The following is a 21,626-nucleotide window of genomic DNA, read 5'->3' as shown; positions in this document are numbered from 1 at the left end:
CGTGACCGACGCAGAGATCCTTGAGCGCATCCGCGCCATCTTCAAAGAGAACTTCGCGATAGAGCCTGAGCGTGTGACGCCCGAGGCTCATCTGTTCGAAGACCTCGATCTGGACAGCATCGATGCCGTCGACCTCGCGATCAAGCTGCAGGAAATGACCGGTCGCCGCATCAAGCCGGAAGAATTCAAGTCGGTGCGCACGGTGGGCGACGTGATCGGCGCAGTCGAGTCGCTGCTCGCGGCGCAGGGCTGATGCAACCGGCTCAGTCGGGTGCGCAGGAGCCGGCCGCCGGCAGGATTCGTCCGCTGGCGCGCGGCGTCATGCAGGTGCTATTGAAGCTGGCCTATCCGGCGTTGATCCTGAGTGCATGGAAGTGGGATACGCCGCGTTATATCGGGCTGATGCTGCTGGCCATTCTCTGGCTGCAGCGTTTCGCCGGCACGGGCAGCTTCGCGTCCTCGCTGCGTCGTTTGACGACTGTCGACTGGTGGGTCGCCGGCTTGCTGAGCTGCGCGTCGGCCGCGATCGTGTTGACCAACAGCGAGATGTTGCTGCGTATCTATCCTTCGCTGGTGAATCTCGGTTTGCTGATCGCGTTCGGTGCGACGCTGGTGCGCGGCCCGACGATGATCGAAAAATTCGCCCGCATCCGCACGCCTGATCTCAGCGCGCCCGCAGTGCTGTATACGCGTCGCGTCACGCAGATCTGGTGTGCGTTCTTCGCGGTGAACGGCGCGTTTTCGGCTTACACGGCGTTCTACTGGACGCGCGATGCGTGGTCGCTCTATAACGGCGCGATTGCCTATTTGCTGGTCGGCGTGCTGCTGGTCGGAGAAATCGCGTGGCGCTATCTGGTGATGCTGCCGCGTGCCGCGCGCTCGGAGGCGGCATGATCGCGCTGCATGACCTGCTGTGCGCAGTGCGGGCCGATGCGACACCGGTTTGCCGCGATGGCGACAGGTTGCTCGATTTCGCCGCGTTCCGCGCGCGCGTGCGGGCGATTGCCGCGATGCTGCGTGCGCAGCCCGCGGCGAGGCGTTATGCACTGTGTGTCGATGATCCGTTCGACTTCGCGTCCGCGCTCTTTGCGCTCTTTGCATGCGGCAAGGAGCCGGTCATTCCCGCCAACGCGACGCCAGGCTATCTGGCCGACCTGTCCGGCGCGTTCGATGCGGTGCTGACGGATGCCGATCTGCGGGATCCCGGGACGCCCGCGCCGCTGGTCGAACACAGCAGCACGTCGATCGATCCGGATGCGCCGCTCACGCTGTTCACGTCGGGCAGCAGTGGCACACCGAAGCCGATCCACAAGACGCTCGCCCAGTTCAACGCCGAGGTGCACACGCTCGAAGCGCAATGGGGCGCGCTCGTCGGCGACGCGACGATGCTCGCGAGCGTGCCGCATCACCACATCTACGGACTGCTGTTTCGGGTGCTGTGGCCGCTTGCTGCAGGGCGCGCCTTCGATCGCACGATCAGCATCGAACCGTTGCATCTCCAGGAACGTATCGACAGGTGCGGCGCGACGGTGGTCGTGTCTACACCTGCGCAACTGTCGCGCTGGCCTGCGTTGTCCGGATTCGCGACGTTGTCCCCGGTGCCGCGCGCGTTCTTTTCGTCGGGCGGCCCGCTTGCCGCCGAAGCCGCTTTTGAATACGCCAACGCGTTCGGTGCAGCTCCGTTCGAGATCTACGGCAGCACCGAGACGGGCGGCATCGCCTGGCGCCGGCAAAACGAATCGGATGCCTGGCAGCCCGTGACCGGGATCGAAGTGCGTCGCGACGAAGACGGCGCGCTCAATGTGCGTTCGCCGCATCTGGGTCACGACGGCTGGCACCGTACCGACGACGCAATTTCCTTTGACGACGACGGGCGCTTCCGCCTGGCGGGCCGCCTCGATCGCGTGATCAAACTCGACGGCAAGCGCGTGTCGCTGCCCGAACTCGAAGCACGGCTCGCGCTGCACCCCTACGTTGCTCAGGCCGCCGTGGTGCCGCTTGAAGGCGCGACGCGCGAGCGCGTCGGCGCACTTGTCGCGCTCACCGACGCAGGCAGCGACGCGCTGCAAGGCGAAGGGCGGCTCGCACTCGCGAAAACGTTGCGCCGTCATCTTGCGGCTTACTTCGACGTCGTCGTACTGCCGCGTCACTGGCGCTTCCGGATCGCGTTGCCGTTCGATGAGCGCGGCAAGCTGCCGGTCGCCGCGGTTGCCGCTGCGTTCGGCGCGCGCGCGGACGGCGTCGAAGTGCTCGCCGAAGCACGCAGTGGTGACACGGTGCGCTATGAGCTGCGCGTGCCGCCGACGCTGGTCCACTTCGCCGGTCACTTTCCCGGTCTGCCGATCCTGCCGGGTGTCGTGCAGATCGACTGGGCGGCGCGCCTTGCTTCCGCGCATGTTCCGGGCGTCCGGGCGATCGCGTCGGTCGACCGGCTGAAGTTCATGGCGCCGGTGTTGCCGGGCGCGATACTGGACCTGACGCTCGCGCACGATGCGTCGCGGCGTCGCGTGCAGTTCAACTTTCGGCATGAGGGGCGCGACTGCTCGTCCGGCGTGATTGTGTATCGGGAGCGCGCATGAACTTCGCGCCCTGTATCGTCATCCCGATCTACAACCACAAGGACGCGATCGGCTCGACCGTTGCCAGTCTCGTGGTGCATGGGCTGCCGCTCTTCGTCGTCGACGACGGCAGCGACGAGGCGACCCAGCAGGTGCTCGCCGCGCTGGCCGAACGTTACGCAGGGCAGCTCACGCTGCTGCGCCTGCCGGTCAACGGCGGCAAGGGCGCGGCGGTGATGGCCGGCCTGCGCGCAGCGCGCGCGGCCGGCTACACGCATGCGCTGCAGATCGACGCCGACGGCCAGCACGATGCCGCCGATGTTCCGCGCTTCCTCGATGCCGCGCGCGCCGAGCCGGGCGCGGTGATCCTGGGGCGGCCGGTCTATGACGAAAGCGTGCCGAAGTCGCGCCTCTATGGCCGCTATCTGACGCATGTGTGGGTGTGGATCGAAACGCTGTCGTTCGATATCCGCGATTCGATGTGCGGTTTCCGGATGTATCCGCTCGATGTCGCCTGCGCGCTGATCGACAGTGTCCAGTTGCCGACGCGCATGGACTTCGACATTGAGATTCTCGTACGCCTGCACTGGCGCCGCATCGCGTTCCGCGCGATTCCGACGCGCGTGACCTACGCGACCGACGGCGTCTCGCACTTCGACGTGCTGTGGGACAACGTGCGCATCAGCCGCAGTCATACGCGGCTTGTGACCGGGATGGTCCTGAGGCTTCCGCTACTGCTCGCGCACAAGCTGAAGCCGCGCCGCGCATCGCGGCCAGCATCGCAGGAAGGCGACGGCCCACGCCCATGGTGGGGCATCGCGGAGCGCGGCAGCTCGCTCGGCATGACGTTGCTGGCGCTCAGTTGCCGGTTGTTCGGCATGCGCTTTACCGCGCTCTGGCTGCATCCGGTCGTTGCCTATTTCCTGCTGACGGGGCGCGCCGCACGCCACGCGTCGCGCGACTACTTCACGCACCTTCAGCAGGTGTCTTTGCCCGGCGCGAAGACGCCGCGTCCTGGCTGGCTTTCCGCGTACCGCCAGATGCTCGCCTTCGCGCAGTCCGGTCTCGACAAGCTCGCTGCGTGGTCGGGCCATGTCAACACGGCCGACGTGCGGTTCGACGACCCGAAGCCGTTCGAAGCGCTGATTGCGAGTGGCCGCGGGGCGCTTGTGATCGGTGCGCACCTCGGTAACCTGGAAATGACGCGCGCACTCGCGACGCGCGGCGCGCACGCGAAAGTGACGGCCATCGTCTACACGGAACATGCGCGCCGTTTCAACCGCGTGCTGGCGTCGGCGAACAGCGAGTTTGCGCAGCGCCTCGTCGAGGTCAGCGACTTCGGTCCCGAGACCGCGATGATGATGCAGGAGCGCGTCGATGCGGGCGAACTGCTCGTGATCGTCGGCGACCGCGTGCCGGCAAACGAATCCGGCCGCACGACGGAAGCGCGGTTTCTAGGCGAGATCGCGCCGTTCGCGCAGGGCCCCTACGTGCTCGCGCATGCGCTGGGTTGCCCCGTGTATCTGTTTTTCTGCATCAAGGAACCCCCGGGATACCGGCTCTATTTCGAACCGTTCGCGGAGCGCATCGACCTGCCGCGCCGCGAACGCGCGCAGCATCTGGCTGCGTGGGCGCAACGCTATGCGGCGCGTCTTGAACATTACTGCTGCAAGGCTCCTTTTCAATGGTTCAATTTTTTCGATTTCTGGGCGCGCTCCCCACGGGAGCTGCCTGCGGAGCGTCCCGCAAGGACACTTCCAACGGAATCCGCCAACGGAGGCGCGAATGGCCGAACATGATCTGATCCGCGACGACGCGGTCGCGGCGATCGGGGCCGACGCCATCGTGATCGGCGGGCGGCGGCTGACGATCGAAGAGGTCGTTGCGATCGCACAGCGTCGGGTGCCGGTAGTGTTGAGCGGCGATCCTGCGTGGCGCTCGCGCATCGAACGCGGCGCGGAATTTCTGCGCAGGCATCTCGCCTCGGGCGCGACCGTGTACGGCGTCAACACCGGTTATGGCGATGCGTGTGTCGTCGACGTGCCGATGGAGCTTGTCGAGGCGCTGCCGCTGCAGCTCACGCGCTATCACGGCTGCGGCATGGGACAACATCTCGACGACGCGCAGACGCTCGCCGTCATCGCCGCGCGGCTCAATTCGCTGGCGTATGGTTTCTCGGGTGTGCGCCCTGTATTGCTCGAGCGTCTGGCGGACCTGATCAACCATCGCGTGTTGCCGCGCATTCCGTCGGAAGGGTCGGTGGGCGCGAGCGGTGACCTCACGCCGCTGTCGTACGTTGCTGCGGCGCTCATCGGCGAACGTGACGTGCTGTTCGACGGCCAGTTGCGCGATGCATCGGGCGTCTGGGCACAGCTCGGACGCGCGCCGCTGACGCTCGCACCGAAGGAGGGCCTCGCGCTGATGAACGGCACCGCGGTGATGACGGGTCTCGCGTGCCTCGCCTACGCGCGCGCCGATCACCTGAGCCGGCTGGCCGCACGCCTGACAGCGCTGTCGACGGTGGCGCTCGACGGCCGCGCCGCGCATTTCGACCCGATGCTATTCGAAGTGAAGCCGCACGCAGGCCAGGCCGAAGCGGCCGCCTGGATACGTGAAGATCTCGCCGACCGTGCCGATACGCCGGGCCATCGGTTGCAGGATCGCTACTCGATCCGCTGTGCGCCGCATGTGATCGGAGTCGCGCGCGATGCGCTGTCATGGGTGCGTCGCGATGTCGAGAACGAACTGAACAGCGCCAACGACAACCCGCTGATCGATCCGGACGGCGAACGCGTGCTGCACGGTGGCAATTTCTATGGCGGCCACATTGCGTTCGCGATGGATTCGCTCAAGGTCGCCGTCGCGAATCTGGCCGACCTGATGGACCGCCAGCTGGCGCTCCTCGTCGACGACAAGTTCAATAACGGCCTGCCGCGCAACCTGTCGGGCGCATCGGCCGCGCGCGCGCCGATCAACCATGGCTTCAAGGCCGTGCAGATCTCGTCGTCCGCATGGACCGCCGAAGCACTCAAGCAGACGATGCCCGCCAGTGTGTTTTCCCGTTCGACGGAAGCGCATAACCAGGACAAGGTGAGCATGGGCACGATCGCCGCCCGCGATTGCCTGCGCGTGCTGGAACTCACCGAACAGGTCGCGGCGGCCCACACGCTCGCAACTGTGCAGGCTGTGCAGTTGCGCCTGCGGATCAACGAGGCGACGCCGGTGCCCGCGCCATTGCGCGCGTTTGCCGATCGCGTGACGGCGGCTTCGCCCTTCGTCGGCGAAGACCGCGCACTGGAGCGCGACCTGCGCGCGTTGACGGCGCGCATCGCCGCTTGCGCGTTGGTCGACGGCTATCGCGGAGACGCAGTGCATGACTGAATCCGCGAAAGTGCTGACGGCAAGCGCGACGGTCGAAGTGCCGTTTCATGACGTGGACGCAATGAACGTCTGCTGGCACGGGCACTATCTGAAGTACTTCGAGATCGGCCGCGCGGCGCTGCTGCGCGTGTTCGACTACGACTATCACGAGATGCGGCAGTCCGGCTATCTGTGGCCGATCGTCGAGGCGCATCTCAAGTACGTGCGGCCGGCAACCTACGGCCAGAAAATCGACGTGTGCGCGACCTTGCTCGAGTATGAAAACCGGCTGAAGATCGGCTATGAGATCGTCGATTGCGCGTCGGGCACGCGTTTGACGAAGGGTTACACGATCCAGGTGGCGGTCGATGCCGCGACGCAGGAACTGCAGTTCGTGTCGCCGCCGGTGGTGTTCGAGAAACTGGAGCGCGCATGGTCACGCTGAAACTTCGCGCGTGCATCTGTGCGGCGCTGATCGCTGTTGCGTTGCCTTCGGTTGGCGCTTTTGCCGCTGCTTCTGTCGCGTCACCATCCGCATCGGCGGGCGACACGCAACTGGTGCAGCAGATCACGGGCAAGCTCGCTCAGGCGAAGGGCGTGCGCGCGCAGTTCACGCAGACGCAGACCCTCTCGGCGATGAACAGGCCGCTCGTCAGCACGGGTTCGCTGGTGTTTTTCCGTGAGCGCGGGGTCCTCTGGCAGATCGACACGCCGTACAAGGCAACCTACGTCATCACCGACGCGGGCGTCGCCGAAGTCAACGCAGCGGGTCAGCGCGTGAACACGAACGCACCGCAGGGCGCACGCGGCGTCGCGCAGGTCTCGAAGATGATGCGCGCCATGCTCGGCGGCGATCTGTCGGCGCTGTATTCGCAATTCGACGTCAAGGCCGAAGGCACGCCTCTTCAATGGCGCATGCAGTTGACGCCGAACCAGCCGCAGCTCGCGCAGGCGATCAAGGGTCTGCAGATGGAGGGCGGCGATTATCTGAAGACGCTGCGCATCACGCTCGCCAACGGCGACGTGACCCAGATCGAGTTCGCCAATAGCCGCGCGGTCGATGAACTGCAGCAGTCCGAGCGCACGCTGCTGGGAGCGAAATGATGTACGCGTTGCAACGGCACGCAACAAAACATGCGTGGGGCATGCGCGCCGCGTGGCTGCTGCTGGCCGTCGTGGCGACGCTGTACTGCGTGTGGCGTTTTGCTGCGTCGTCGCCGTTGCAGACCAATCTGCTGGCTCTGCTGCCGGCCACCGAAGCCGACCCCGTCGCCGAACAGGCCGTCGATACGCTCGCTACTGCGCTCGGCGATCGCACGGTGTTTCTCGTCACCGCGAACGATGCGGCGCACGCGAAGGCGGCCGCGAAAGCGCTGGGCGCGACGCTCTCGAAGAGCGGCGCGTTCGGCTCGGTCATCGCGGAAGTGCCGCCATTCGACCCGGCGCAGATCACGCGGCTGTACCTGCCGTATCGCTTCAACCTGCTTGCGCCGGCCGATCGCGCGGCGCTTGCCGACGGTTCAGCGCTGCACGATGCGCTTCTTCGGCGTCTGTACAGCCCGCTGCAGGGCGGCCTTTCGACACCGGTTGCCGACGATCCGTTTGGCTGGCTCGAACACTGGCTGGCGACCCTGCCGCTTGCGACATCGAATCTGGAAATCGAAGACAACCTGCTGGTCGTGCATCGCGGCGCTGCGACGAGCGTCCTGATCGTCGCGACGCTGCCGGGCTCGGCCTATGAATCGAAGACCCAGCATGCGGTGCTCGACGCGGTCGCAAGCGGTGAATCGGCGCTCAGGCAGCAATATCCCGACGTGACGCTTGCACGCACCGGCGCGGTGTTCTACGCGGAATCGGCGCGTTCCGCGTCGGAGCGCGAGGTGCACCTGATCGGCGCGGTGTCCGCATGCGGGATTGCGATGCTGATGCTGTGGGTGTTCCGTTCGCCGCGTCTGTTGCTGCTCGGATTTGTCTCGACGGCGCTCGGCATCGTCTGTGCGCTCGCCGTGACGATGCTGGTATTCGGCAAGCTCCATCTGCTGACGCTTGTGTTCGGCGCGAGCCTGATCGGTGAGGCGGTCGACTACTCGATCCAGTACTTCGTCGTCTATCTCGGCGCGCGAGACGACTGGGAACCCAGGCGCGGTGCCCGCGAGGTCCGGCCTGCGCTGACGGTCGCGCTCGTCACGAGCCTGCTCGGCTACGCGATCCTCGCCTGGGTGCCGTTTCCGGCGCTCAAGCAGATTGCGTGCTTCGCGATAGCCGGCATCTGCACGGCGTTCGCCTCGGTGCTGTGGTTGCTTCCGGCGTTGCTGGTGCGGCCGCCGAAGCGCCGTCCGCGGCGGCTTTTCGTTGCCTCGGCGAAGCTGCTGGCGCGCTGGCATGCAGCGATTGGCGGCCGGCGCGCGTGGGGCGTGGCGGCGTTGATTCTGATTGTCGCGGTGCCTGGCTGGCTGCGGCTCATCAGCGATGACGACATCCATCTGCTGATCCAGCGCGATCCAGTGCTGGTCGCGCAGGAGCAGAAGGTGCGCGACGCGATCGGCGTCGACAACAGCGCGCAGTTCTTCGTCGTGCGCGGCGAGACGCCCGAGATCGTGCTGCAGCGCGCGGAAGCACTTGGCACCCGGCTCGATGCGCTGCCCGCCAACATGAAGGTGGATGGCTGGCAGTCGGTGACTTCCTTTGTGCCTTCCGCGAAACGCCAGCAGGAAGACCGGATGCTGATCGCGCAGCACGTATTCAACGATCCCGCGGCCTTGCGCACGATGCTGACCGACGCTGGTTTCCGTGACGACGTGGTCGATACGTGGCTGAAGACCTACGCGCAGTCGGAGCATTCGGTTCTGGGTGTCGACCAGTGGCTTGCTGCGCCCTGGTCGCAGCCGTACCGGCATCTCTGGCTGGGCGCGGTCGATGCCCCGTCGCACGGCTATGCTGCGGTCGTGATTCCGCAGCGCGTCACGCCTGAGAATCAGCCGACGCTCGTGGCGACCGCGCAGACGCTGGAGGGCGTCACTTTCGTCGACAAGGCGGCGAGCGTGTCGAAGCTGTTCGGCGCGTATCGCGTCGACAGCGGGCTGTGGCTCGCGGGCGCACTGGCGCTCGTGCTGGGGCTCTTGATGCTGCGCTACCGGCCCCGTGGTGGCCTTGCGTTGACACTGCCGGTGCTGCTGGCGGTCGGCGTGACGCTCGCGGTGTTCGGCTACGCCCGCGTGCCGCTCAATCTCTTCAACTGGCTCGCGCTGATGCTGGTGCTTGGCGTAGGCGCAAACTATGCGGTATTCCTGCGCGAAGGCTGCATGCGCGCGCCGCAGGAACTCGGCGCAGTGTGGACCGGCGTGCTGCTGTCCGCAGCCACGACCTTGCTGTCGTTCGGCTCGCTCGGCTTGAGCGACATGCCCGCGCTGAAGAGCTTCGGCGCCACGCTCGCGCTTGGCATTGCCGTGTCGGTGCTGCTCGCGCCGATCGGCATGCCATCGGATGAAAGGAGGGTCGCATGAACGCGCCACGAGTCTATTTACACGCGCTCGGCATGATCAACGCGCTTGGCGACGATGTCGAGTCGATCCTGCCGGCGCTCGCGGCGACGCAGTCGCCCGGGATGGGCGTGGTCCAGATGCGCGCCGGCGAATCGTTTGTGGGTCGCGTGAAGGCGTCGCTGGATGTCGCACCGCATGCGTCGCTGGCACGCTATGACTGCCGCAATAACCGCCTGTTGCTGGCCGCACTTGCACAGATTTCGCCACACATCGAAGCGGCGCGTGCGCGCTACGGCGCACACCGGATCGGCGTGGTACTGGGCACCAGCACCTCGGGGATCGAGGCGGCCGAAACCGCGTTTATCCACCAGGCGCAGGCGGGACAGCTGCCCGAGAGCTTCAACTACCGGCAGATGGAAATCGGCACCGCTGCACCGTTCGCGGCCGCCGCGCTCGACCTTCACGGTCCGGCTTTCACCATTTCGACGGCATGCACATCGAGCGCGAAGGCGTTTGTTTCGGCGCGCCGTCTGCTGCAGTTGCAACTGTGCGATGCGGTGATCATCGGCGGTGTCGATTCGCTGTGCGAGCTGACGGTTCAGGGCTTCGCGTCTCTCGAGTCGACCAGCAGCGCACGCACGAACCCGATGAGCCGCAATCGTTGCGGGATCAACGTCGGCGAAGGTGCGGCCGTGTTCCTGATGAGCCGTGAAGAAGGACCGGTGGTGCTCGCAGGCGCGGGTGAATCGAGCGACGCGCATCATATTTCAGCGCCGGACCCACGGGGCGTCGGCGGTGAGATCGCGTTGCGCGCGGCGCTGGCCGAAGCGGGCCTCGCGCCCTCGGCGATTGGCTATGTGAATCTGCACGCGACCGCCACACGCAAGAACGATGAAATGGAAGCTCGCCTGATGGCGCGTGTATTCGCGGATGGCGTCGCCACGAGCGGCACGAAGCCGCTGACCGGTCACCAGCTCGGCGCGGCCGGTGCAACTGAACTCGGCTTCGCATGGCTCGCGCTCGCCCGCGATGACGTCGCGTTGCCACGCCATCTGTGGGACGGCGAAGCGGATCCCGAACTGCCGGCACTCGACCTCGTCGAGAGCGAACGCTATCTGTCTCGCGCGTCTGGCCCGCAACATGTGATGAGCAATTCGTTTGCATTCGGCGGCAGCAATGTCAGCCTGATCCTTGGACGATGACGGAAGCGATGACAGAAGTAACCGACAACCGCGTCACCGGGGCGACCGGCACGGCCTTTCCGCCGATCGACGCAATCCTGCCGCATCGCGGCACGATGCTGCTGATCGATGCCGTGCTGACGTGCGCGGACGAAAGGCTTACCGCTGAAGCAATTGTGCACAGCGACGCGTGGTACGCCGATGCCGACGGCGCGATGCCCGCCTGGATCGGCATCGAACTGATGGCGCAGACGATCGCCGCGCACATCAGCCTGCTCGCGATGCGTGCAGGCGGCAGGGCCCGGCCCGGTGTGCTGCTCGGCACGCGCAGCTATACGGCGCTGCTGCCGGCATTTCCCGCCGGCGCGCGCCTCGTCGTCGAAGCGACGGAACTGCTGCGCGGCGAAGAAGGCCACAGCGCATACGAATGCGCGATCGACCACGACGGCATGCGTTGCGCCGAGGCCGTCATCAAGGTCTTCCAGCCGACCGATTTTCAGACATTCATCGAGGGGAGCTTCAGCTCATGAGCCGGCGTGTTCTCGTAACCGGTGCAAGCCGCGGCATTGGCCGCGCGATTGCCTATCAACTGGCTGCCGATGGCTTCATCGTCTCCGTCCATTGCCGCACGGGCCGCAGCGAAGCGCAGGCCATCACCGCCGGCATCGCCGCCCAGGGCGGCACGGCGCGTGTGCTGCAGTTCGATGTGCGCGACCGCGCGACGTGCCGTGAAGTGCTCGAAGCGGATGTCGCCGCGCACGGGCCGTACTACGGCATCGTCTGCAGCGCGGGCGTCACACGCGATGCCGCCTTTCCCGCGCTGACCGAAGAAGACTGGGACGTCGTGATCGAAACCGGTCTCGACTCGTTCTACAACGTCGTCCATCCATTGACGATGCCGATGGTGCGCGCACGCAAAGGCGGCCGGATCGTCACGATCGCGTCCGTTTCGGGCGTGATGGGCAACCGTGGCCAGGTCAACTACAGCGCGGCGAAAGCCGGCCTGATCGGCGCGACCAAGGCGCTCGCCGTCGAACTTGCGACGCGCAACATCACGGTCAACTGCGTTGCGCCTGGGTTGATCGAAACCGGCATGCTCGACGAAGTGCCACTCGAACACGCGCTTAAGACCGTGCCGATGAACCGCGTCGGCCAGCCGGTCGAAGTGGCGTCGGTGGTGAGTTTCCTGATGTCGGATGCCGCGTCGTATGTGACGCGGCAGGTGATCGGCGTCAACGGCGGGATGGTCTGATGAAGCGCGTCGTCATCACCGGCATGGGCGGCGTCACGGCGTTCGGCAGCGACTGGAGCGACATCGAGGCCAGGCTGAAGAGCGGCCGCAACGCCGTGCGGCGCATGCCCGAATGGGACTACTTCACGTCCCTGCATACGCGGCTTGCGTGTCCGTTGCCGGAGTTCACGCTGCCTGCGCACTATCCGCGCAAGAAGACGCGCTCGATGGGACCCGTCTCGATGTATGCGGTGCGCGCGAGCGAGTTCGCGCTGGCCGATGCGGGCCTGCTCGACGATGCCTCCATCAGCGATGGCCGCATGGGCGTCGCATATGGATCGTCGTCGGGATCCGTGCAGCCGATCCGCGCCTTCGGAAGCATGCTCGAAACCGGCTCGATGAGTGAGGTGACGTCGAACAGCTACGTGCAGATGATGCCGCACACGGCCGCCGTCAACGTCAGTCTCTTCTGGGATCTGAAAGGCCGCATCGTGCCGACTTCGTGTGCGTGCGCGTCCGGCAGCCAGGCAATCGGCTATGCATACGAGACGATCGCGACCGGCAGGCAGACGCTGATGCTCGCGGGCGGCGCGGAGGAACTGTCGGGGCCGGCGGTGGCCGTGTTCGACACCCTCTATGCGACCAGCACACGCAACGACGAACCGCATCTGACGCCGCGTCCGTTCGACGTTGCACGCGACGGGCTCGTGGTGGGCGAGGGCGCGGCGACGCTGGTGCTGGAAGACTACGACCACGCGCTTGCGCGTGGCGCGAAGATTCACGCGGAGATCGTCGGTTTCGGCTGCAATTCGGATGGCGCGCACATGACACAGCCGACCGCTGCAACGATGGCGGGTGCGATGCAGCTCGCCTTGCGCGATGCGCAACTCGCACCGGAAGCGATCGCGTACGTGAATGCACACGGCACGTCGACCGATCGCGGCGATGTCGCTGAAAGCCAGGCGACCGCACAGACTTTCGGCGCACGCATGCCGATCAGTTCGCTGAAGAGTTACGTCGGCCACACGCTCGGCGCGTGTGGCGCGCTCGAAGCGTGGTGGACCATCGAGATGATGAAGCGCAACTGGTATGCCCCCACGCTCAACCTGACCGACGTCGATCCCGCCTGCGCAGCCCTCGACTACATCATGGGCGAAGGCCGCGCGATCGACGCGGAACACGTGATGAGCAATAACTTCGCGTTCGGCGGAATCAACACATCGCTGATTTTCAGGCGCGCGCCGTGAGTGAGCTGAAGGGGCTGTCGCGGGTGGTCGTCACCGGGATGGGCATCGTGTCGTGCCTGGGCAATACGCTCGACGACGTGTCGGCCGCGCTACGTGCGGGGCGCGGCGGCATCACGCGGATCGATGCGTGGCGTGAGCGCGGTTTCGAAACCCAGGTAGCGGGGGTTGCATCGGTGGCCGGCGAGACGCCCTTCGACCGAAAGCTCGAGCGTTTCATGGGCGATACCGCGCGTTTCGCGGCGCATGCGGCCCGCAAGGCGCTCGACGACGCGGCGCTCGATCCGGCCGCTCTACGCTCGCCGCGCGCAGGCGCGGTGATCGGCTCGGGCGTCGGCACGATGTCGGCCTATGATGCGGCGTTGGCGATCGCCAACGCACGCGGCGTCGAGAAAACTCCGCCGTATACGGTGCCGCAGGCGATGAGCAGCACCGCCTCGGCGAACGTCGCCCAGGTGTTCGGGGTGGAGGGCGTGACGTATTCGCCTTCGTCCGCGTGCACGACTTCATCGCTGGCGATCGGGCAGGCGATGCAGCTGATCCAGACCGGCCGCCAGGACATCGTGCTGGCCGGCGGCAGCGAATCGCTGCACGACAACATGACACTGATGTTCGATGCGATGGGCGCGTTGTCGCGGCGCTTCAACGACACGCCCTCGCGCGCATCGCGGCCCTACGACGTCGCGCGCGACGGCTTCGTGATCGCTTCGGGGGCTGGCGTGCTGGTGCTGGAATCGCTCGCGCACGCGCTGGCGCGCGGCGCGCGCATATACGGGGAACTGACCGGCTTCGGCCATTGCACCGACGGCGCCGGCATGGTGACACCGCACGCAGAGGGCATTGCGCGCGCGATACGCGGCGCGCTCGAAGAAGCGGGCAAGCAGCCGGACTACATCAACACCCATGCGCCGTCGACGCCACGCGGCGATGCAGAAGAATTGCTCGCGCTGCAGACAGTCTTCGGCGCGCAGTTGCCGGCGTTTTCGTCGACGAAGGGAATGACTGGGCATCCGCTTGGCGCGTGCGGCGCGCATGAAGCGATCTATGCGTTGCTGATGATGCGCGACGGGTTCATCGCAGGCACGACGGGAATCGAGACGGCCGATCCCGATCTGGGCATTGAGCATATGCCGCTCGTGAGGGCGTCGCGGGGTGCGACGATCGAAGCGGCGATGTCGGTTTCATTCGGGTTTGGCGGCAGTTGCGCCAGCCTGATGTTTAGCGCCTGGAAGGGCGTTTGAAGTACAGAAGAAGACCGTAACCACAACGAGGGAAATAATAATGAAGCTTGGCTACACACTCGGCGCGCTGGCTGTCGCCGTGTTCGCACAGAGCGCGCAGGCGACCACCGAGGTCAAGACGTTGTCCTTGCAACCTGTGCTGTCCTGCGGCGTGAGCGGCAGCGCGGCTGCGCTGCGCGTGCAGGGCGATGTCGTCGTGCTCGAAGCAAAATAATCAATACGAGGAGAGACCATGAAACGCCAACTGATGCTTGCGACCCTGTTCGCCACACTTGCTACCTCGCACGCCTTTGCGCGCGACACTGTGCATGACTACCCGGTCGATGAAGCGCTGCAGAGTGAGCCGGGCAAGGTAAGCGACGATATCCCGTTGTATTTCGCCGGCCAGCGTCATCCGGCTGTCGTGAAATCGCAGGGCGAATTCTCGACGAACAAGAAGACCAACGCGTTCGGCAAGAGCGATGAAGTGGCCTGCAAGCACGTGTTTCTGTCGGCCGTCATCGAGTTGCAGGAGCGCGCACGCAAGGAAGGCGGCAATGCCGTCATCAACATCAAGAGCAACTACCGGAACGAACTGCGCGAGAGCGCAACCCAGTATACGTGCGGCGCCGGTGCCGTCATCGCCGGCGTGGCGCTGATTGGCGATGTGGTTACGCTGAAGAAGTAACGACCTGCTGCGACCTGGGGGGCGACGCACCGGGAGTCGGTGCTGCCGCCTCAACGGTCTTATTGGCGAGTTGCGTCAGGTAACCCGGGACGTTTCGGGCCGCCTCAGGTCGATCGGATCGCGGCGACATTGACGAGCGTTTCGCGACGCTTGCCAGGTTGCGGACGATGCAGGCCGAGCCGCTCGAAGAGCCCGAAATCCTTCGCACGGCTCCACCAGAGATAAGGCAGGGAAATGTTCCGCGAAGAGAACGTAAAGCCCGCATGACGGATCATGTCGAGGTAACCATCGGCGCTTTTCTGCACATGCATCGGATGGCGGAACAGCAGGCGGATGACCCACGACTTGATGTACGCATCGGTCGATTCGGCAAACAGCAGCACGCCGCCTGGCTTCAGCACACGGCGGAATTCCGTGAGCGCGCGTTCCTGTTCGACGAGGTGATGGAACGTCTGGTGACAGAACACGATGTCCGCGCTGGCGTCGGCGAGCGGCAACTGCGCGCAGTCGCCATGCATGACTTCGATGGTGGTTTGTGGTGGGCAGGCGCGGCCCGCATGTGCTGCAAGCGCCAGCGACGGCCTGTGAAAGTCGATGCCGACGATGCGCTCGGGCTTGAATGCTTCGGCCAGCAGGCGAAACGAGATACCCTGACCGCAGCCGACGTCCACGATGACGGGTGCGACGGGTAGTGGTGCGTCGATCAGTCGTTTGAGGTCGTTGATTGCGACGCGCAGGACGTGATGTTCCCAGGTACGGGTACGCAGAAACCAGATGCCGAAGGCCGTTTCCGGCACGAAAGGCACGTGGGATGTTTCGGATGGCGACATGTGATCTCCTCGCCGGGATAGTGTTGTTGATTGTTGATCCGCGCGCCATTGTAATGGCAAGCGGATATGTCGTGGGCGAAGAGATGGAGCGCAGGAAGCTGTCCAGTGAAGGCAACCAGAAGAGGGTGTGTTGAATACGATTTCAGGTTCATCAGGCAACGACGTCGATGTGGCCATCATTGGCGCGGGACCGTCGGGTGCTGTTGCGGCGGCGTTACTCCGGAAAGCGGGGCGTTCGGTGCTGGTGCTCGAGCGCCAGCATTTTCCGCGTTTCTCCATTGGCGAGAGCTTGCTGCCGCAAAGCATGGCTTACCTCGAAGAGGCGGGCATGTTGCAGGCGGTGGTTGAAGCGGGCTTTCAGTACAAGAATGGAGCGCACTTTATCCACAAGGAGCGTTCATGCGCATTCGATTTCCGCGACAAGCATTCGGCCGGGTGGGGCACGACCTATCAGGTAGACCGCGCGACCTTCGATGACCTGCTGATTCGGTGTGCCGCGCAGCAGGGCGCCGATGTGCGTTTTGGCCACTCAGTGCGTGCGATGCAGACGGGCGATGCGCCGGTGCTCGATGTCGAAGATGAGGCGGGCCACGTCTATCAGGTGCGTGCGCAGTTCGTGCTGGACGCGAGCGGATTTGGGCGCGTGCTGCCACGGCTGCTGAATCTCGAAGCGCCGACGCGGATGCCCACACGGGCTGCGATTTTTACGCACGTGTGCGATGGGATTCCCTTTGGCGCGATCGACCGGAACAAGATCGTGGTTGCCGTTCATCCTGAGCGGCGGGACGTCTGGTACTGGATGATTCCGCTGGCAGGAGGGCGATCTTCGGTGGGGTGTGTGGCTGAGGCGAGCTTTCTTGATTGCCCCGATGAAGAGCGCGACGCGCGGTTGCGGGCGTTGATCCTGGAGGAGCCTACGCTGGGGGCTTTGATCGGCACTGCGCCGTTCTTGATGCCTGTGCGGCATATCGGTGGTTATGCGGCCAATGTGGCGCGGCTGCATGGGCCTGGGTATGCGCTGCTTGGCAATGCCGGCGAGTTTCTTGATCCTGTTTTTTCTTCTGGTGTGACTATTGCGATGCGGTCTGCGCATCTTGCCGTGCAGACTTTGTTGCGGCAGTTTGCGGGTGGTTCTGTTGACTGGCAGGTTGATTATGATTTGCCGCTGCGTAAAGGGATCGATACGTTTCGGGCTTTTGTCGAGCGGTGGTACACCGGCGAGTTGCAGGAGATCATTTTTTATCCCGAGCAGACGGCTTCTATTCGGCGCATGATCAGCGCCGTGCTTGCTGGGTATGCATGGGACGAGAGTAATCCTTATGTTGCTGATCCTCAGCGGCGGTTGAATGCCTTGTATCAGGTTTGTGTGCAAGGGTGATGGTTGGGTTTGCTTTTGTTGTTGCCTTTCCTTGATTGGCTTCTGGTTTATTAGCGTCGCCCCTGTGCGGGGCGGCACCTACTTTTCTTTGTCTTGCCAAAGAAAAGTAGGCAAAAGAAAGGCGCCGAAAACGCGTCTTGTCTCGATGTGTCGCTGACGGGGAACGGTAACCCATGAAGTGTCGCCCTCGCAAGGAAACGACTTTGGTCCGACGCCAGACCGTCCCTCGCACCGCAGCGCCAGTGACAAAGGGCTCATTCATCCGACTCCGCACTGCGTGCGTCGCCGTGCGGCACCGCGCCTTTTGCATATCGCATTGCAGCTTTGGTTTTTGCGCTGGTTTCGGTTCTGGCTCAGGCTTTGACTCTGACTCTGACTCTGACTCTGGCTATATCCCTGGCCGTGGCTTGGTGTGGCCTCCGGCTTCGCAATTTCTCGGATAGCACAACCGAGTTCTATGCGCCCCGCCGGTTCATCGACGCTGAGTAGTTTGGATTAACGCGTGCGCGGAACGACGACTAGTTCACGCGCAAAGGCGTGCGGCGGTGCTTCGAGAGTGTAAGCGCGTGAGTACCGTAACATCGCGAAACCTGTCCGCGACGCACGCAGTGCGGAGTGGGATGAATGAGCCCTTTGTCACAAGCGGTACTGCGCGAGGGACGGTCTGGCGTCGGACTAATGTCGCGTCCCTTGCGAGAGCGACACCTCATGAGGTGCCATTCCCCGTCAGCGACACATCGAGAGAAGATGAGCTTTCGGCGCCTTTCTTTTGCCTACTTTTCTTTGGCAAGACAAAGAAAAGTAGGTGCCGCCCCGCACAGGGGCAACGCTAATAAACCAGAAGCAAAACAAGAAACCGCAACAACATAATCAAACAGAAGAAAAAAACTCAGACAGCAGCAATACAAACAACCTGCTCCTTGACAACATCCCTCTGATGCACCCGCTTGCCAGCGGCATAAGTCTCAAACACAGCCCGATCATCCCCAAGCAACGCAAACGAAAACAACAACTCCTCGAGCGACTCACACCGCGCATTACGCCTTGCAAGCAAAGGCGTCGCCGCCGGATCGAGCACAACAAAATCCGCCTCCGCGCCGGCGCGAAGCGTGCCAACCTTGTCGGCAAGATCAAGCGCCTCCGCCGCGCCGGCGGTCGCAAGCCAGAACATGCGCGTCGCCGTCAGGTGATGACCATTGAGCCGGGCGACCTTATGCGCTTCGTTCATCGTCTGCAGCATTGAGAACGACGTGCCGCCACCGACGTCGGTAGCCAGCGCAACCGGCATTCCCGCTTCACCGGCCTTGTCGAAATCGAACAGCCCGCTGCCAAGAAACAGGTTCGACGTCGGGCAATGCGACGCAACCGCGCCAGTCTGCGCCATCCGCCTGCGGTCCTCGTCGTCGAGATAGATACAGTGCCCATACACCGCGCGACGACGCAGCAAGCCGTAGTGATCGTAAATGTCGAGATAACTGCGATGCCCTGGGAACAGATCCGCGACCCATTTCACTTCGTCGGTGTTCTCGGCGACGTGGCTCTGGATAAACACATCCTGATGCTCGCGCGCGAGGACCCCGCACGCTTCCAGCTGCGCTTCGGTCGAAGTGGGCGCAAAGCGTGGCGTCAACGCGTACATCTGCCGGCCGCGGTTGTGCCAGCGGTCAATCAGCTCCCTGCTGTCGTCGTATCCCGACTGCGCGGTGTCGCGCAGGAACTCAGGACAGTTCCGGTCCATCAACACCTTGCCCGCCACCATCCGCAGATTGCGCAGTTCGCTTTCGGCAAACAGCGCATCCGCCGACTGTTTGTGCACCGTGCTGTAGACCAGCGCGGTCGTCGTGCCGCACGCGAGCAGCTCGTCGACGAAGAACATCGCCGTGTCCCGCGCATAGGCCATGTCCTCGAAGCGGCGCTCCGTGGGGAACGTATAGGTGTTCAGCCACGGCAGAAGTCCAGGCGCCGGCGACGCAATCATGTCCGTTTGCGGATAGTGGATGTGCGTGTCGATAAAGCCCGGCACGATCAGCTTGCCGCGCATCTCTGTGACCTGCGTGTCCGGCGCGAGCTGGTTCGACAGGGCCGCATACGCACCGCTCGCGACAACGTGTCCGTCCTCGACGATCAGCAGGCCGTCTTCGTTGAAGACCGCTGCGTTGGACGATTGCGCGGGATCGCCATGGAATGTCAGCAGTTGTGCGCGGTAAGCCGTCTGATTCATGAGAAACACTGTCTCCGTAATAGCCTGGGATCGAGAGGCCGGCCGGCCTCTCCGTCACCTTCGATGCCTGCTGTCAGGCAGGCAATGCAGCACCGGCGGCATGCCAGTGCGCGTCGAGTCTTGCGATGAGCGCATCGCGCTCCGCCTGCGTCACGAACGACGCCTCGAAGCTGTTGCGCAAAATGGTGTAGACCTCCGCGTCGGTCAGCTTCAGCGCGTCGATGGTTGCGAGATAGTTCGCGTTGATGTAGCCGCCGAAATACGCCGGGTCGTCCGAATTCACCGTGACGGCCACGCCGTGGTCGAGCAGGTCCTTCAGCGTGTGCTTCGTCAGATCGTCGAACACGCATAGCTTGAGGTTCGACAGCGGGCACACGGTCAGCGCGACGCGCGTATCGGCGAGCCGCGTCACAAGTGCCGGATCTTCAATGCTGCGTACGCCGTGATCGACCCGGTCGACCTTCAGCAGATCGAGCGCTTCGTAGATGTACGACGGCGGTCCTTCCTCGCCGGCATGGGCGACGAGCTTCAGCCCCTTCGCACGCGCCCTGGCGAATACACGTTCGAACTTCGACGGCGGGTGGCCGCGCTCAGACGAATCCAGACCGACACCAATCAGGCGATGGCTGTATTGATCGAAAAGCGGCAACGCGGCGTCGAACGTCGCGAGCGCATCTTCTTCCGACAGGTGGCGCAGGAAGCACAGAATCAGCTTGCTCGTCAGGCCACGCTTTTCCGCGTCCGCCAGTGCGCGTTCGATCCCGGCAACCGCCGTCGCGATCGAAACGCCACGCTCGGTATGCGTCTGCGGATCGAAGAAGATCTCGGTATGCACGACGTTATCGGCAAGCGCGCGTTCGGCGTACGCCATCGTCATGTCGTAGAAATCCTGCTCGGTCAGGAGCACGCTTGCGCCCGCGTAGTAGATGTCGAGGAACGATTGCAGATCGGTGAAGGCGTAGGCAGCCCGCAGCGCGTCGATCGAGTCGTACGCGAGCGTCACGCCGTTGCGCTCCGCGAGCCTGAAGATCAGCTCGGGTTCGAGCGAACCTTCGATGTGGATATGCAGTTCTGCCTTCGGCGCGCCTGCCACCTTGCTGGCGAGAGAGGAAGTAGTCGTCATGGCTGGTATTTCGCTGGTTCTGGTGTTCTGGTTTGAGGGAGCGGGTCTCGCTCCGGATGTGTTTCCGCTCTATGCAGGTTGCGCTGCATGTGCGTTGGCTTCGACGGCCTGCAACAGTTGCGCGGCCGCCGAGATCGCGATGATCTCGGGCGACTTGTCGACAATGCCCTCGACGCCGAGCGGGCACCTCATCCGCGCGATCTGCGACGGATCGATGCCGCGTGCGGCGAGCCGGTGCTCGAACTGCTTGCGCTTCGTGTGCGAGCCGATCATGCCGAAGAACGCATAGTCGCCGCGACGCAGGATGCGTTCCGCGAGTGCGAGATCGACCCGGTGATCGTGCGTCATCACGATGAAATACGTGTTCGGCGCAGCCTGATCGACGGCTTCGTCAGGGGCGTCGTTGGCGTCGATCGTGAGGTTCGGCGCAGCGAGCGTGGCGGGCGGAGGAAACTGCGCGTCGCGTTCGTCGACCCAGCGTACGTGGCACGGCAAGGTGGCCAGTACCCGCACGAGCGCGGCACCGACGTGGCCTGCGCCGAACAGCACGACGGCGAAGTCGCGTGGCGCGATCGTCTCGGTGAGGAGCGCGCTGCTTTCGTCGAAACCGGCGCCGTCCCATAGCAGGCAGTCAGCGCTTTCGACGCCGGGCTCCGGGTCGGACAGCATCACGGCATCCGGGGCGGGCCCGAATGATACGCTACGGACCGTCGAAAGACCGGCGGCATTGCGCTTCGCCAGCGAGCTCACCCAACCGAGATCGCCGATATCGAGCCGCTCGAACGCGAGCACGACTGCACCACCGCAGCACTGTCCAAGGCTTGGGCCCAGCGCGAACCGTTCGAGACGCCGCATATGCGGCGTGCGCATGCCGTCCTTCAGCACCTGGCGCGCGCTTTCGATGGCTTTCCATTCGAGATGTCCGCCGCCGATCGTATGCCGCGCCGAGTCGCGCGTCACGATCATCTTGGTGCCGGCCTCGCGGGGCGCGGAGCCTTCGACGCGCGCGACCGTCACGAGCACGGCGGCGTCGCCGTGAACAAGCAGTTGTTGCAGATCGGGTAGCCAGGCTTGCATCCGGCGTTTCTCCATACAGGGCCTCACGGGATC

At 64.4% G+C, this 21,626-nt stretch carries 20 protein-coding genes; 16 read left to right on the top strand and 4 right to left on the bottom strand.

The window, feature by feature from the left end; translation table 11 throughout:
* The first annotated feature begins 1 nt into the window (after window position 1).
* Genes P3T23_RS19505 through P3T23_RS19435 form a run of 15 tightly spaced genes read left to right on the top strand, consistent with a single transcriptional unit; the run spans window position 2 to window position 14,964 of the window.
* A complete protein-coding gene (locus P3T23_RS19505) occupies window positions 2-253 on the top strand; it encodes an acyl carrier protein (protein ID WP_429317789.1) in 252 nt (83 codons plus the stop codon).
* Window positions 253-894: a hypothetical protein gene (locus tag P3T23_RS19500; protein ID WP_429317788.1), complete on the top strand. Its 642-nt coding sequence runs from the start codon at window positions 253-255 to the stop codon at window positions 892-894. The genes P3T23_RS19505 and P3T23_RS19500 overlap by 1 nt, the downstream gene beginning before the upstream one ends.
* Window positions 891-2,579 carry an AMP-binding protein gene (locus P3T23_RS19495; protein WP_429317964.1) on the top strand — a complete coding sequence of 563 codons (1,689 nt, stop codon included), beginning with the start codon at window positions 891-893 and terminating at the stop codon, window positions 2,577-2,579. The genes P3T23_RS19500 and P3T23_RS19495 overlap by 4 nt, the downstream gene beginning before the upstream one ends.
* Window positions 2,576-4,357: a glycosyltransferase family 2 protein gene (locus P3T23_RS19490; protein WP_429317787.1), complete on the top strand. Its 1,782-nt coding sequence runs from the start codon at window positions 2,576-2,578 to the stop codon at window positions 4,355-4,357. The genes P3T23_RS19495 and P3T23_RS19490 overlap by 4 nt, the downstream gene beginning before the upstream one ends.
* The gene (locus P3T23_RS19485) at window positions 4,344-5,939 is read left to right on the top strand and encodes an HAL/PAL/TAL family ammonia-lyase (RefSeq protein WP_429317786.1); all 1,596 of its coding nucleotides are present in this window, start codon (window positions 4,344-4,346) and stop codon (window positions 5,937-5,939) included. The genes P3T23_RS19490 and P3T23_RS19485 overlap by 14 nt, the downstream gene beginning before the upstream one ends.
* The gene (locus P3T23_RS19480; protein ID WP_429317785.1) at window positions 5,932-6,363 is read left to right on the top strand and encodes an acyl-CoA thioesterase; all 432 of its coding nucleotides are present in this window, start codon (window positions 5,932-5,934) and stop codon (window positions 6,361-6,363) included. Before P3T23_RS19485 ends, P3T23_RS19480 begins: the two co-directional genes overlap by 8 nt.
* A complete protein-coding gene (locus P3T23_RS19475) occupies window positions 6,351-7,022 on the top strand; it encodes an outer membrane lipoprotein carrier protein LolA (RefSeq protein ID WP_429317784.1) in 672 nt (223 codons plus the stop codon). Before P3T23_RS19480 ends, P3T23_RS19475 begins: the two co-directional genes overlap by 13 nt.
* Window positions 7,022-9,421, top strand: a complete 2,400-nt coding sequence (locus P3T23_RS19470) for an MMPL family transporter (RefSeq protein WP_429317963.1) — start codon at window positions 7,022-7,024, stop codon at window positions 9,419-9,421. The genes P3T23_RS19475 and P3T23_RS19470 overlap by 1 nt, the downstream gene beginning before the upstream one ends.
* Entirely contained in the window at window positions 9,418-10,602 is a 1,185-nt protein-coding gene (locus P3T23_RS19465; RefSeq protein ID WP_429317783.1) for a beta-ketoacyl-[acyl-carrier-protein] synthase family protein, read from the top strand. Before P3T23_RS19470 ends, P3T23_RS19465 begins: the two co-directional genes overlap by 4 nt.
* Before the next feature lie 8 nt (window positions 10,603-10,610).
* Window positions 10,611-11,111, top strand: coding sequence for a hotdog family protein (locus P3T23_RS19460; RefSeq protein WP_429317782.1), 501 nt, complete (start codon window positions 10,611-10,613; stop codon window positions 11,109-11,111).
* Window positions 11,108-11,833: a 3-ketoacyl-ACP reductase FabG2 gene (locus P3T23_RS19455; protein WP_429317781.1), complete on the top strand. Its 726-nt coding sequence runs from the start codon at window positions 11,108-11,110 to the stop codon at window positions 11,831-11,833. Before P3T23_RS19460 ends, P3T23_RS19455 begins: the two co-directional genes overlap by 4 nt.
* Window positions 11,833-13,059 carry a beta-ketoacyl-ACP synthase gene (locus tag P3T23_RS19450; RefSeq protein WP_429317780.1) on the top strand — a complete coding sequence of 409 codons (1,227 nt, stop codon included), beginning with the start codon at window positions 11,833-11,835 and terminating at the stop codon, window positions 13,057-13,059. The genes P3T23_RS19455 and P3T23_RS19450 overlap by 1 nt, the downstream gene beginning before the upstream one ends.
* Complete coding sequence (locus P3T23_RS19445; RefSeq protein ID WP_429317779.1) at window positions 13,056-14,297, top strand: beta-ketoacyl-[acyl-carrier-protein] synthase family protein; 1,242 nt, start codon at window positions 13,056-13,058, stop codon at window positions 14,295-14,297. Before P3T23_RS19450 ends, P3T23_RS19445 begins: the two co-directional genes overlap by 4 nt.
* A 40-nt stretch (window positions 14,298-14,337) precedes the next feature.
* Window positions 14,338-14,511: a hypothetical protein gene (locus P3T23_RS19440; RefSeq protein ID WP_429317778.1), complete on the top strand. Its 174-nt coding sequence runs from the start codon at window positions 14,338-14,340 to the stop codon at window positions 14,509-14,511.
* An 18-nt stretch (window positions 14,512-14,529) separates the two neighbouring features.
* Window positions 14,530-14,964: an excinuclease ABC subunit A gene (locus tag P3T23_RS19435; RefSeq protein ID WP_429317777.1), complete on the top strand. Its 435-nt coding sequence runs from the start codon at window positions 14,530-14,532 to the stop codon at window positions 14,962-14,964.
* A gap of 104 nt (window positions 14,965-15,068) precedes the next feature.
* On the opposite strand, the gene P3T23_RS19430 is transcribed toward P3T23_RS19435, so the two are convergent.
* Complete coding sequence (locus tag P3T23_RS19430) at window positions 15,069-15,794, bottom strand: class I SAM-dependent methyltransferase (RefSeq protein ID WP_429317776.1); 726 nt, start codon at window positions 15,792-15,794, stop codon at window positions 15,069-15,071.
* A gap of 130 nt (window positions 15,795-15,924) precedes the next feature.
* Between P3T23_RS19430 and P3T23_RS19425 the strand changes: the two genes are divergently transcribed.
* Complete coding sequence (locus tag P3T23_RS19425) at window positions 15,925-17,172, top strand: NAD(P)/FAD-dependent oxidoreductase (protein WP_429317775.1); 1,248 nt, start codon at window positions 15,925-15,927, stop codon at window positions 17,170-17,172.
* An 889-nt stretch (window positions 17,173-18,061) separates the two neighbouring features.
* Here the strand turns inward: P3T23_RS19425 and guaD are convergent.
* From guaD to xdhC, 3 genes are all read right to left on the bottom strand, one after another.
* Complete coding sequence (gene guaD, locus P3T23_RS19420) at window positions 18,062-19,393, bottom strand: guanine deaminase (RefSeq protein ID WP_429317774.1); 1,332 nt, start codon at window positions 19,391-19,393, stop codon at window positions 18,062-18,064.
* 73 nt (window positions 19,394-19,466) lie between these two features.
* The gene (locus P3T23_RS19415) at window positions 19,467-20,516 is read right to left on the bottom strand and encodes an adenosine deaminase (protein WP_429317773.1); all 1,050 of its coding nucleotides are present in this window, start codon (window positions 20,514-20,516) and stop codon (window positions 19,467-19,469) included.
* A gap of 69 nt (window positions 20,517-20,585) precedes the next feature.
* Window positions 20,586-21,593: a xanthine dehydrogenase accessory protein XdhC gene (gene xdhC / locus P3T23_RS19410; protein WP_429317772.1), complete on the bottom strand. Its 1,008-nt coding sequence runs from the start codon at window positions 21,591-21,593 to the stop codon at window positions 20,586-20,588.
* Between the last annotated feature and the right edge of the window lie 33 nt (window positions 21,594-21,626).

It is taken from the genome of Paraburkholderia sp. GAS448 (assembly GCF_050435685.1).
Taxonomy (GTDB): domain Bacteria; phylum Pseudomonadota; class Gammaproteobacteria; order Burkholderiales; family Burkholderiaceae; genus Paraburkholderia.
This window is presented reverse-complemented; position numbering and strand designations above follow the sequence as displayed.